The sequence below is a fragment of the Nocardia sp. PE-7 genome (assembly GCF_030486425.1).
Taxonomy (GTDB): Bacteria; Actinomycetota; Actinomycetes; order Mycobacteriales; family Mycobacteriaceae; genus Nocardia; species Nocardia salmonicida_A.
In genome coordinates this window covers 6,101,792-6,116,224 of sequence record NZ_CP129614.1, presented here as the reverse complement: position 1 = coordinate 6,116,224, position 14,433 = coordinate 6,101,792, and the positions used below count along the sequence as shown (strand labels likewise).

The window sequence follows — 14,433 nt, the reverse complement described above, 5'->3', positions numbered from 1 at the left end:
CACCGCGATCCGGCCTACCTGGCCGAGATCATCGCCACCGAGGGCGTCACCACCGCGCACTTCGTGCCGTCGATGATGTCGGTGTTCGTCGCCGAACTCGCCGAGTCCGCCGCTGTCGCGCTCGCCGACGGACGGCAGATCTCGAACAGCCTGCGCCTGGTGTTCGCCTCGGGCGAGGCGCTGCCCGCGCCGACCGCGCAGCGGATGCGCGCCCTCACCGGCGCGGCCCTGCACAACCTGTACGGCCCCACCGAAGCCGCGGTCGACGTGACCTTCCACGAGGTCACCGACGCCGACACCACCTCGGTGCCGATCGGCGCGCCGGTCTTCAACACCCAGGTGTACGTGCTGGATTCGCGTCTGCACCCGACGCCCGTCGGCGTTCCCGGCGAGCTGTACCTGGCCGGTGTCCAGCTGGCGCGCGGTTACGTCAACCGTCCCGACCTCACCGCCGACCGCTTCGTCGCCGACCCGTTCGGGACCGACGGCGAACGCATGTACCGCACCGGCGACCTCGTCGCGTGGACCGCCGACGGCGAGCTGGAGTACTTGGGCCGCACCGACTTCCAGGTGAAGCTGCGTGGTCTGCGCATCGAGCTCGGCGAGATCGAGTCGGCGCTCACCGCGCTGCCCTCGATCGCCCAGTCCGTGGTCGTGGTCCGCTCCGACGAGCGCCTCGGCGACCAGCTGGTCGGCTACCTGATCCCGGCGGCCGGGGCGAGCATCGACCTCGATGCCGTGCGCACCGACCTCGGTGGCGCGCTGCCGACCTACATGGTTCCTACCGCCTTCGTGATCCTGGATGCCTTCCCGCTCAACGCCTCCGGCAAGCTCGACCGCAGGGCGCTGCCCGCGCCGGTGTTCGAGGCCAAGGTGTTCCGCGCGGCGTCCACCCCGATCGAGGAGATCGTGGCGGGCACCTTCGGCGACGTGCTCGGGGTGACCCGTGTCGGCGCCGACGACGACTTCTTCGAACTCGGCGGCAACTCGCTGCTGGCCACCCAGGTCACCGCCCGCATCGGCGCGGCCCTGGACACCCAGCTCTCGGTGCGCGACCTGTTCGAGGCCTCGACCGTCTCCGCGCTGGCTGCCCGCGCCGAGCACAACGCGGGCTCCGGCCGGACGCGTCCGCGCCTGACCGCGGGGGAGCGGCCCGCCGTCATCCCGCTCTCGCCGGCCCAGCAGCGCTACTGGTTCCTCAACCAGTTCGACACCTCCACCTCCGCGGTCGACAACATCCCGCTCGCGGTGCGCCTCACCGGCGAACTCGACGTGCCCGCGCTCGAACAGGCCATCGGCGACGTGTTCGCCCGCCACGAGATGCTGCGCACCACCTACCCGGCCTCGCCCGACGGCCCTCATCAGGTGATCCTGCCGAACTCGCAGATCAGCGCGCAGGTGCACCACATCGAGGTCGACGAGACCGAATTGCTCGGCGCAGTCATCGAATTCGCGATGACGACCTTCGACGTCACCCGCGAGGTGCCGCTGGCGGTCGCGCTGTTCGAACTCGCCGAGACCGACCACGTACTCGCGTTCACCGTCCACCACGTCTCCGCCGACGGTTCGTCGATGGGCCCGTTGGCCCGCGACATCATGGCCGCCTACGTGGCCCGCGTGCAGGGCGAGGCGCCGCAGTGGGCGCCGCTGCCGGTGCAGTACGCCGACTACGCGCTGTGGCAGCGTGAGGTCCTCGGCGACGAGACCGATCCCGAATCCCTGGCGACCAAGCAGGTCGCCTACTGGACCGAAACGCTGGCGGGCCTGCCCGACCAGCTCGAACTGCCCACCGACCGGCCCCGCCCGCCCGCGCAGTCGTTCCAGGGTCAGGCCATCCGCTTCGAGATCGACCCGACCCGGCACGCGGCCCTGCACGACCTGGCGCGGGCGAACAACGCCTCGCTGTTCATGGTCGTGCACGCCGCGCTCGCGGTGCTGCTCGCTCGCCTGTCCGGCACCGACGACATCGCCGTGGGCACCCCGATCGCCGGCCGTGGCGAGCGTGAGCTCGACGACCTGATCGGCATGTTCGTCAACACCCTGGTGTTCCGCACCGCCGTCGACTCCGGCGCGTCCTTCGCCGAACTGCTCGCCGATGTGCGCAACCGCGACCTGGAAGCCTTCGCCAACGCCGACGTACCGTTCGAGCGCCTGGTCGAGGTGCTCAATCCGGTCCGCTCCACCGCGCGCAATCCGCTGTTCCAGGTGGGCCTGTCATTCCAGAACCTGGCCGACACCACCTTCGAACTGCCCGGCCTGACCGTGAGCGCCGTCGACTACGACTCGCAGCTGGCCAAGACCGACCTGCACGTCACCCTCTACGACCGCTACACCGACGACGGCGCACCGGCCCAGCTGGTCACCGAATTCGGTTACGCCATCGACCTGTTCGACGAGGCGACGGTCCAGAGCTTCGCCGACCGCTTCGTCCTGGTGCTCGACGCGGTCGCCGCCGACGCCACCATCGCGGTCGGCGACATCGACCTGCTCACCACGCCGGAATCCGAGCGGATCGTCACGGCGTGGAACGACACCGCCAACGCGGTCGACACCGACGCCACCCTGGTGTCGCTGCTCGATGCGACAGTGGCGGCCACTCCCGAGGCCATCGCGCTGGTCGTGGACGAGCCGGAATCCGAAGCGGTTGCCGCCGGCGCCGAATCCGGTAGTGGCACCGCTGCGGTCGGTCGGATCGTCGCAGGACGCCGCGAGCTGACCTACGCCGAGCTCGACGCCGAGGTCAACCGTCTCGCGCGGCACCTGATCTCGCGCGGGATCGGCACCGAAGACCGGGTGGCTCTTGCCATCCGCCGTTCCGCCGAGCTGATCATCGCGATGTACGCGGTGGCCCGCACGGGCGCGGCCTACGTGCCGATCGACCCGGATCAGCCTGCCGAGCGCACCGACTACATCCTGGAGACGGCCGCACCGGCTGTCGTGCTGACGACGGCGAACGCCGAATTCAGCACGGCGGCAGCCGAAGTTGTGGTCCTCGATGACCTCGACCTGAGCGATGTCAGCGCTGCCGCGATCACCGGGCGCACCCTGGTCCCCGCGAACACCGCGTACGTCATCTTCACGTCCGGCTCGACCGGCAAGCCCAAGGGTGTGGCGGTCTCGCACGGCGCGATCGTCAACCAGCTGCTGTGGGAGACAGCCGAATTCGGCATCGGCGCCGACGACGCGGTGCTGCTCAAGACCGCCGCCACCTTCGACCTCTCGGTCTGGGAGTTCTGGACCGCCGCCGTCGCGGGTGCCCGTCTGGTGGTCGCGACCGCCGACGGCCACCGTGACCCGGCCTACCTCAACGACCTGATGCGGGCCACCGGCGTCACCACGCTGCACGTGGTGCCGTCGATGCTCGACGCCTTGCTCACCGAATCCGGTGCGGCGCTCCCGCGTACGTTGCGCCGCGTCCTCGCGATCGGTGAGGCGCTGCCCGCCGCGACCGCGCAGCGCTTCCGCACGGCCAACACCGCCGGGCTGTTCAACCTGTACGGCCCGACCGAGGCCGCGGTCTCGATCACCAGCCACGCGGTCACCGACGCGGACACGGTGTCGGTCTCGATCGGTGCGCCGGAGTGGAACAGCCGTGTCTACGTGCTGGATTCGCGCCTGCGTCCGGTTCCGGTCGGTGTGTCCGGTGAGCTGTACCTGGCCGGCGCCCAGTTGGCCCGCGGCTACTACGGCCGCGCCGACCTCACCGCCGACCGTTTCGTCGCCGATCCGTTCTCGGCGCTCGGCGAGCGCATGTACCGCACCGGTGACCTCGTCGCCTGGAACGCCGACGGTGAACTGGATTACCGGGGCCGGACCGACTTCCAGGTGAAGATCCGTGGCTTCCGGATCGAGCTCGGCGAGATCGAGGCCGCGCTGCTGCGTCAGCCGGGCATCAGCTCCGCCGCTGTCCTGGCCCACACCGATCCCGTGGTGGGCGATCGCCTGGTGGCCTACGTCGTGGCCGACGATGAGGTCGACAAGCTGACCCTGCGCGCCGCACTGGCCGCCGAGCTGCCGTCGTACATGGTTCCGACCGTGTTCCTGCAGCTCGACGCGCTGCCGCTCAACGCCAACGGCAAGCTCGACCGCAAGGCTCTGCCGGAGCCCGAGGTCGAGAAGGCCGTGTTCCGCGCGCCGGTGAGCCCGAGCGAACAGCTCGTGGCCGCCACCTTCGCCGAGGTTCTTCGCCTGGACGCCGACAAGCGCTTCGGCCTCGACGACGACTTCTTCGCCTGGGGCGGTAACTCGCTGCTGGCCACGCAGGTCGCCGCACGACTCGGCGAAGCGCTCGACACCCGTATCCCCGTGCGCCTGCTGTTCGAGGCGTCCACGGTGTCCGCGCTCGCCCACCGGGTGGAGCAGCACGCGGAAACCGGCGACCGCAAGGCGCTCACCGCCGGTCCTCGCCCTGAGCACATCCCGCTGTCGCTGGCGCAGCAGCGCATGTGGTTCCTCAACCGCTTCGACACCCAGTCGGCCGCGTACAACGTGCCGGTCGCGGTCCGCCTCACCGGCGAACTCGACATCGACGCGCTGCGTGCCGCGGTCACCGACCTGGTGTCGCGCCACGAGATCCTGCGCACGATCTACCCGCAGACCGAATCCGGTGCGGCACAGGTGATCCTGTCGCCCGCACAGGCGGCGCCGGAACTGATCGAACGCGTCGTCGCCGCCGAGGAGATGGAATCGGCGGTCGCGGAACTGATGTCGACGATGTTCGACGTCACCGTCGAGGTGCCGCTCAAGGTCGCGCTCTTCCGCGTCGAGAACGCGGTATCTGATGGCGATGCTCTCGAGGGCCCTGCGTGGTCACGCTCCGCTACCGCCTCCGGGCCCGCCGGGAGCATCGCGGGCGACTTCGTCCTCGCCCTGGTCATCCACCACATCTCCGGTGACGGCTCCTCGGTCGCCCCGCTGACCCGCGACCTGATGACCGCCTACGCGGCCCGCTCGATGGGCTCCGAGCCCGGCTGGGCGCCGCTGGCCGTGCAGTACGCGGACTACAGCATCTGGCAGCGCGATCTCCTCGGCAGCGAGGACGACGCCGATTCCATGGCATCCAAGCAGGTCGCGCACTGGAAGCAGGCCCTCGCCGAGCTGCCTGATCAGCTCGACCTGCCCGCCGACCGTCCGCGCCCCGCCGTGCAGACGTTCGCGGGCAGCAAGGTCGACGTCCAGATCGACGCCGACACCCACCGCGCGCTGGTCGAACTGGCCCGCGCCGAGGGCGCGACGCTGTTCATGGTCGTGCACACCGCCCTCGCGGTGCTGCTCGCCCGCCTGTCGGGTACCGACGACATCGCCATCGGCACCCCGATGGCCGGTCGTGGCGAAGCCGCGCTCGACGACATGATCGGCATGTTCGTCAACACCCTGGTCTTCCGCACCAAGGTCGACAGCGGCGAAGCCTTCACCGAGCTGCTGGCCCGTCAGCGCGAGGACGACATCGCGGCGTTCGCCAACGCCGACGTGCCGTTCGAGCGCCTGGTCGAGGTGCTCAACCCGGTCCGTTCCACCGCGCGTCACCCGCTGTTCCAGGTGGGCCTGTCGTTCCAGAACCTCAGCCGCGCCACCCTGGAACTGCCCGGCCTCACGGTGTCCGGCCTCGACATCGACTCCAAGCTGTCGCAGTTCGACCTGCACCTGATCGCCACCGACCGCTACGGCGACGCCGGTGAGCCCGAGGGCATCTCGGGTCTGTTCACCTACGCGACCGACCTGTTCGACCACGCCACGGTCGAAGGTTTCGTGGAGCGCTTCGTCCGCCTGCTCGGCGCGATCGTCGCCACCCCGCGCACCGCGGTCGGCGATATCGAGCTGCTGGCCCCGGCCGAACGCACCAGGGTGCTCGACGCCCGCAATGCCACCGCCTACCCCGTCGACGCCGAGGCCACCCTGGTCTCGCTGCTCGACGCGTCGGTGGCCGCCGATCCGAAGTCGACCGCCCTGGTCACCGACGACGGCGCGCAGCTCACCTACGCCGAACTCGACGCGAAGGTGAACCGTCTCGCGCGGCACCTGATCTCGCTCGGTGTGGGCCCGGAGTCCCGGGTCGCGCTGGCGATGCGCCGCTCGGTGGACCTGGTTGTCGCGATGTACGCGGTGGCCAAGTCCGGTGGCGCGTATGTGCCGGTCGACCCCGATCAGGCGGCCGAGCGCACCGACTACATCCTCGAGACCGCGGCACCGGTCTGCGTGCTGACCAACGCCGAGTTCGCCACCGAGGTCGCGCCCGTCATCCGTATCGACGAACTCGACCTGGAATCGATCGCTGCCACCACGATTTCCGATGCCGAGCGCACCGAACCGCTGCGTCCGGAGAACACCGCGTACGTGATCTTCACGTCCGGCTCCACCGGCCGCCCGAAGGGTGTCGCGGTTCCGCACGCCGCGATCGCCAACCAGCTGCAGTGGAAGCTGATCGAGTTCGGCATGGACGCCGCCGACGCGGTGCTGCTCAAGACCGCCGCCACCTTCGACCTCTCGGTCTGGGAGTTCTGGTCGGCAGCGGTCTGTGGTGGCCGCCTGGTGATCGCCTCGGCCGACGGCCATCGTGACCCGGCCTATCTGAACGAGCTGATGTCGCGCGAGTGGGTCACCACCCTGCACGTGGTGCCGTCGATGCTCGACGCGCTGCTCGCCGCGGGGATGCCCGATTCGCTGTGGCGGGTCCTGGCCATCGGTGAGGCGCTGCCGGGCTCGCTGGCCCAGCGCTTCCGCGCCGAGTTCAGCCGCACCGAGCTGTTCAACCTGTACGGCCCGACCGAGGCCGCGGTCTCGATCACCTCGCACCGGGTGAGCGCCGCCGACCAGGTGTCGGTCTCCATCGGTTCGCCCGAGTGGAACAGCCAGGTCTACGTGCTCGACGAGCGCCTGCGCCCCGTGCCCGACGGCGTCGCCGGTGAGCTGTACCTGGCCGGCGCGCAGCTGGCCCGTGGCTACTTCGGCCGCGCCGACCTGACCGCCGACCGGTTCGTCGCCAACCCGTTCACCCCCGGTACCCGCATGTACCGCACCGGTGACCTGGTGGCCTGGAACAACCGCGAACTCGACTACCGCGGCCGCACCGACTTCCAGGTGAAGATCCGCGGCTTCCGCATCGAGCTCGGCGAGATCGAGGCCGCGCTGCTCGCGCTGCCCGAGATCGCGCAGGCCGCCGTGATCGCCAAGTCCGATCCACGCACCGGCGACCGCCTGGTCGCCTACCTGGTCGGCACGGATATCGAGGTGGCACAGGTCAAGTCGACGCTGTCGGCCGGTCTGCCGTCGTACATGGTGCCCGCCGCCTTCGTGGTGCTGGACGCGCTGCCGCTCAACGTGAACGGCAAGCTCGACCGCAAGGCGCTACCGGAGCCGGAGTTCGAGGCACAGGCCTTCCGCGCGCCGTCGACCCCGATCGAGGAGATCGTGGCCGGCGTGTTCGCCGATGTGCTCGGCGCCGAACGCGTCGGCGCCGACGACGACTTCTTCGCCCTCGGCGGTAACTCGCTGCTGGCCACCCAGGTCACCGCCCGCCTCGGTGCCGCACTGGACAGTCGGGTGCCCGTGCGCCTGCTGTTCGAGGCGTCGACGGTGGCCGGTCTCGCGGTGAAGGTCGAGCAGGGCGCGGGCGCCGGTGGGCGTCGCGCGCTGGTCGCCGGGCCGCGTCCCGACCAGGTGCCGCTGTCGCTCGCGCAGCAGCGCATGTGGTTCCTGAACCAGTTCGACACCGCTTCCTCGGTGAACAACATCCCCGTCGCCGTCCGCCTGACGGGCGCGCTGGATGTCGAGGCGCTGCAACTGGCCGTCGCCGATGTGCTCGCACGGCACGAGACCCTGCGCACGGTGTACCCGTCGACCGACGGCACACCGCACCAGGTGATCCTGCCGGTCGAGGGCAATGTGCCGGATCTGACGCCGGAACAGGTTGCTCCCGAACAGGTTCGCGGCAAGATCGGCGAGCTGATCTCCACCGGCTTCGACGTGATCGACGAAGTTCCGTTGCGTGCTCGCCTCATGCAGGTCGCCGAAGAGGAATTCGTTCTCGTCTTCGTCGCCCACCACATCAGCGCCGACGGCTGGTCCATGGGCCCGCTGACGCGCGATGTGATGATCGCCTACGCCGCGCGTGCCGCCGGTGAGGCGCCGGGCTGGGCGCCGATGCCGGTGCAGTACGCCGACTTCAGCGTCTGGCAGCGTGAGGTGCTCGGCGCCGAGACCGACGAGACCAGCCTCGTGGCCCAGCAGGCCGACTACTGGAAGCGCGCGCTCGCCGGTGTGCCCGACGAGCTGAACCTGCCCCTGGACCGCCCGCGTCCCAGCACGCAGTCCTTCGCCGGTGGCCGGGTGCTGTTCCCGATCGGCGGCGACATCCACGCCGGACTGTCCGCCATCGCTCGCGAGCAGAACGCGACGCTGTTCATGGTCGTGCACACCGCGCTGGCGGTCTTCCTGGCGCGCATGTCGGGTACCGAGGACATCGTCATCGGTACCCCGATCGCGGGCCGTGGCGAGGCCGAACTCGACGACGTGATCGGCATGTTCGTCAACACCCTCGCCCTGCGCACGCAGGTGGGTGGACAGCTGAGCTTCGCGGAGCTGCTGACCCAGGCCAAGGAAGCCGACCTGGCCGCCTTCGCCCACGCCGACATCCCGTTCGAGCGTCTGGTGGAACTGCTCAATCCCGAGCGCTCCACCGCGCGGCACCCGCTGTTCCAGGTGGCGCTGTCGTTCGAGAACCTGCCCGACGCCAGCTTCGAGCTGCCGGGTCTGTCGGTCTCGGCCGTCGACTTCGACGTCGACACCGCCAAGTTCGACCTGCTGCTCACCGTGCGTGAGGCGACGGTCGGCGACGACGCAGGCGCCTACGCCGAGTTCTCCTACGCCAGTGCGCTGTTCGATCAGTCGACAGTGGAGAAGTTCGCGCAGCGCTTCCAGCGTCTGCTCGCCGAGGTCGTCGCCGACACCACGACGCCGGTCGGCGATCTCGAACTCCTCGACGAGTCCGAGCGCATCGAACTGCTTTCTCGCACAGGCGGTCCCGCCGCTTCGGTGAGTACCTTGCCGGAGCTCCTCGCGCAGGCCGTGGCGACGAACCCGACCGGTCAGGCCATCATCGCGCCGGGCGAGTCGGCCTCGCTCACCTACGCCGAACTCGACGCGGCCTCCTCGCGGCTGGCGCGGGTGCTGATCGACCGTGGCGCCGCACCGGAGACGGTCGTCGCCATCGCCATGCAGCGTTCGCTCGATACCACCCTGGCCATCTGGGCGGTCAGCAAGACCGGCGCGGCGTTCCTGCCGGTCGACCCGAAGTATCCGGCCGAACGCATCGCGCACATGATGTCGGACTCCGGTGCGGCACTGGGCATTACGGTGTCGGCCGAGGTCGACCACCTGCCCGCGCCCGCACTCGGCGACTGGCTGACTCTCGACGACGCGGCCATCGAGGCCGAGATCGCCGCGCAGTCCGACGCCGAGATCACCGAGGCCGATCGTCGTGGCGCGGTACGCCCCGGCAACACGGCCTACATGATCTACACCTCGGGTTCGACGGGTCTGCCCAAGGGCGTCGTCGTGACCCACGCCGGTGTACCCAACTTCGCCGCCGCCCAGGTCGCGCAGTTCGGGCTGGACAAGAACGCTCGGACCCTGGCCTTCGCCTCACCGTCGTTCGACGCCTCGATCCTCGAGTTCCTGCTCGCGGTCGGCTCGGCGGGCACCCTCGTCATCACGCCGGTCGGCGTGGTGGGCGGCGAGGAACTGGCCGACATCATCGCGAGCGAGCGGCTCACCCACGTGTTCCTCACCCCGCTGGTCGCGGCGTCGATGGAACCCGCGGCGCTGGCCGGACTCCAGGCACTGATCGTCGGTGGCGACAAGGCCCCCGTCGACCTGGTCGCGAACTGGCACAGCGCGGGCACCGACCCGGCCCACCACCGGTTCTACAACGCCTACGGTCCGACCGAGGCGACCATCGCCACCAACCTGTCGGATCCGTTGCTGCCGAGCGACACCATGAACATCGGTGGCCCGATCGCGGGCGCGACCGTGCTGGTGCTCGACTCTCGCCTGCGGCCGGTGCCAGAGGGCGTGGCCGGCGAGCTCTACCTCGGCGGCGTCCCGCTGGCTCGCGGCTACCATGCGCGCCACGGCCTCACCGCCGAGCGTTTCGTGGCCAGTCCGTACGCCGTCGGCGAGCGGCTGTACCGCACCGGTGACGTCGTCGCCTGGCGCACGGTCAACGGCAAGCCGGTCGTGGAATACGTGGGCCGCAACGACTTCCAGGTGAAGATCCGCGGTTTCCGGATCGAACTGGGCGAGATCGACGCGGTCCTCACCGCGCACGACGACGTCGAGTTCGCCGCCACCATCGGTCGCAAGACCGACGCGGGCGCCACCATCCTGGTGTCCTACGTGCGCGGCCACGTCGACCCGGCCGCCCTGGTCGACTACGCGGCGCAGCACCTGCCCGCGCACATGGTGCCCGCCGCCGTGATGGTCCTCGACGAGATCCCGCTGACCCCCGCGGGCAAGCTGGATCGTCGCGCACTGCCCGAGCCCGTGCTCGCCCCGCGCGAGTTCCGCACGCCGACAAGCGAAGTCGAGGCGATCATCGCCGTCGTCTTCGCCGAGGTGCTCGGCGTCGACGCCGTCGGTCTCGACGATTCGTTCTTCGCCCTCGGCGGCGACTCGATTCTGTCCATCCAGCTGGTCTCGCGCGCCAAGGACCGCGGCGTGCTCTTCAAGCCGCGCGACGTGTTCGAAAAGCGCAGCGTGGCAGGGCTTGCCGAGATCGCCGTGCTCGCGGGCGACGCCGAGCAGATCGTCCTCGAGGAACTGCCGGGCGGCGGTGTCGGCGACATCCCGATGCTGCCGATCATGCGCCAGATCCTGGCCGGTGGTTCCACCTACGACCGGTTCTCCCAGTCGATGGTGCTACGCCTGCCCGAGAACATCACCGCCGAGGTCCTGCACGCCACGATCGGTGCGGTCTTCGACCACCACGACGTGCTGCGTTCGCGGGTTGCGCGCGGCGAGAACGGGTGGGAATTCGAGGCTTTGGCGCCCGGCGAGGTCGACGTGACCACGCTCGTGCGTCGGGTCGAGGTCGCTGGCGACGTCGCCGAGGACCAGCTGTCCAAGCTGGCCAGCGTCGAATACGACGAGGCCATGGGCCGACTCGATCCCGCGAACGCCGCCATGGTGCAGTTCGTCTGGTTCACCTTCGGCGCACCCGCCGAGGGGCCGCGTCGTCGCGACGTGCTGCTCATCGTCGGCCACCACTTCGTGATCGACGGCGTCTCCTGGCGCATTCTGATCCCGGACCTCGGCATGGCCTGGGGCCAGATCGCGGCCGGTCAGCAGGTGACGCTGCCCGTCAACGGCACCTCGATGCGGCGCTGGGCGCACAGCCTGGTGGAGCAGTCGACGGATCGTCGTGCGGAACTGCCGTTCTGGCGCGAGGTTTCGGCCACCGCCGATCCGCTGCTGGGCGCGCGGGCGTTCGACCCGCAGGTCGACACCTTCGCCACCGTCGACCGGGTGCAGGTCACCCTCTCGCCCGAGGTCACCGACGCGGTCCTCACCGCGATCCCCGGCCTCTACCACGGCGGTGTCAACGACGGCCTGCTCTCCGCCCTCGCCCTGGCCGTATCCCGGTGGCGCGGTGACGAATCCGGCACCGCGGCACTGATCAAGCTGGAAGGCCACGGCCGCCAGGAGGAGATCGTCGCCGGTGCCGACCTGTCGCGCACCGTCGGCTGGTTCACCACCGCCTTCCCGATCCGCCTCGACCTGGCCGGCGCCGACCTCGACGACGCGTTCGCCGGTGGCGCCGTGCTCGCCGACGTGATCAAGTCGGTCAAGGAGCAGATGCTGGCTGTGCCCGACAAGGGCATCGGTTACGGCATGCTGAAGTACCTGACCACCGAGGGCGCGGATCTGCCGAGCGTCGGTCAGATCAGCTTCAACTACCTCGGCCGCGCGACCGCCGGTGAGATCCCCGCCGAGCTCGCCGAACTCGGCTGGGTGCCGGTGGCGGATCTGGGTCAGCTCGATGCCGAGATGGACCTCGACATGCCCGCCAACGCGACGCTGGATATCAACGCCATCGTCAACGACGGCGACGAGGGTCCGCAGCTCGGCGCGAATATCGCGTTCCCGAAGGGTCTGCTCACCGCCGACCAGGCCCAGGAGTTCGCCGATCTGTTCGTGGCCGCGCTGACCGCGCTCGCCACCCACGCGCAGCGTGCCGACGCGGGTGGCTTCACCCCGTCCGACATGCAGCTCGTGCGGGTCGGCCAGTCCGATATCGAGCTCTGGGAGCGCGAGTACCCCGCGCTGTCGGAAGTGTGGCCGCTCTCGCCGCTGCAGGCAGGCTTGATGTTCCACGCCATGCTCAGCTCGGCGACCGTCGACGTCTACACCGTGCAGGCCGTGCTCGACCTGACCGGCACTCTTGACACCGAGCGGCTGCGCGGCGCGGCCCAGGCCGTGCTCGACCGGTACCCGAACCTGCGGACCGCGTTCGTCACCGATTCGGCCGGTCAGCCGGTGCAGGTGGTGCTGTCCGAGCTCGAGGTGCCGTGGCGTGAGGTCGACCTCACCGACCTGCCCGAGGACGAGCGGATGCCGCGCATGCGGCAACTGCTGCTCGCCGACCGCGCCGACCAGTTCGACATGGCCACCGCGCCGCTGATCCGCTTCGGTCTGTACACGACCGGCGAGGGCACCGCGCACCTGGCGATCACCGTCCACCACATCCTGGTCGACGGCTGGTCCATGCCGCTGCTCATGCGCGACCTGCTCGTCCTCTACGCGGTGCGCGGTGACCTCACCGCGCTCCCGCGGGTGGCGTCCTACCGCAACTTCCTGTCCTGGCTCTCGGGTTGGGATCGTGAGGTGTCGCTGCAGGTGTGGGCCGAGGCGCTGGCCGGGGTCGAAGCCCCCACCCAGCTCGCGCCCGCGCCGCGCACCGAGGAACGCTACGAACTCGACAAGGTCGTCGTCGAGATCGACAACGACCGCACCAGGGCTCTCGGCAAGTTCGCCGGTGAGCTCGGCGTCACCGTGAACACGCTGCTGCAGACCGCGTGGGGCATCGTCGTCGGTCGCCTCACCGGCCGTGACGACGTGGTGTTCGGCGCGACGGTCTCCGGTCGTCCGGCGGAGCTGCCCGGCGTGGAGTCGATGGTCGGCCTGTTCATCAACACCCTGCCCGTGCGCATCCAGATCGACGACCGGATGACCGCGGAGAAGCTGACCCAGCGGGTGCAGTCGGAGCAGGCCGAACTGCTCAGCCACCACTTCGTCGGGATGTCCGACATCCAGCGAGTGGCGGGTATGGGCTCGCAGTTCGACACCCTCGTGGTGTTCGAGTCCTACCCGATGGACAAGGACGCCGTCACCGCGGCGAGCTCGATCGACGGCATGCAGGTCACCGGTGTGGGCCTCGACGACGCCACCCACTACCCGCTCACGCTGGTGGTGATGGCCGAGTCGACCATCGAGATCACGATGAAGTACCTGACCAGCACTTTCACCGCCGACGAGGTTCGCACGCTGTCGCAGCGCCTGCTGCGCGTGCTCGACGAGCTGCTCGACAATCCGACCGGCCTGGTCGGCGACATCGACATCCTCGACGCGAGCGAACGGGCCCAGCTGCTCGCCGATTCCGGTGTGACAGCCGCTGTTTCGGCTCCGGTGGCTACCGGCGTGGGCGCGCAGACGGTGGCCAAGGTGCTGGCCGAGGTCGTCGAAGCCGACCCGCAGGCCCCGGCGCTGTTGCGCGGCGACAGCGAAATCGCCTACAGCGCACTGGATCGCAAGTCCTCGCAGCTGGCCCGCGTGCTCATCGCACGCGGTGCGGGCCCCGGCGACGTGGTCGCGATCTCGCTGCCGCGCAGCGTGGATTCGGTCCTCGCCGCCTGGGCGGTCCAGAAGGCGGGCGCCGCGGCCCTGTTCGCCGGCGACCTGCCCGGCGTCGAGATCGCTGCCGCCGGAGCGACATTCGGCATCAGCGCGACCCCGGTCGCCGGTGTGGCGGGCCAGTGGTTGGTCCTGCCCGACATCGAAGCCGACATCGCCGCGGCCGCGGCCCACCCCGTGTCCTACGCCGACCGAGTCCGCCCTCTCACCGAAGACCACCCGGCCTTCGTGCTGGTCTCCGGCGAGAACACCACGGTCCTCGGCCAGTCCGAAGCGGTGGCTCTCGCCGAGCGCCTCCGCGACGAACACGGCATCGATTACGAATGCACCACCTACACCACCCACGCCTCCGGCCCGGCCGCCGTCCAGGAATTCCTGGCCTCGTCCACCGCGGGCGCCCTGTCGGTGCTCCCCGACGCGTCGGTCGAAGACGACCTGGCCGAGGGCGAGGTGACGCACTGGTTCGTGGTGGCGGGCGATGCGACCGACGCTGCCGAGGGTGAAGTGACGGTGATCGTCGCCGAATAG

1 protein-coding gene (running past one end of the window) is annotated in these 14,433 nt (G+C 69.9%); it reads left to right on the top strand.

Translation table 11 applies throughout. The annotated features are described in order from the left end of the window. Positions 1–14,433, top strand: partial view of a non-ribosomal peptide synthase/polyketide synthase gene (locus QX204_RS28725; RefSeq protein ID WP_301903634.1) — the 3' end only. Its footprint begins 29,424 nt before the window's first position; only the last 14,433 of its 43,857 coding nucleotides appear in the window; its start codon lies beyond the left edge, outside the window; it ends in the stop codon at positions 14,431–14,433.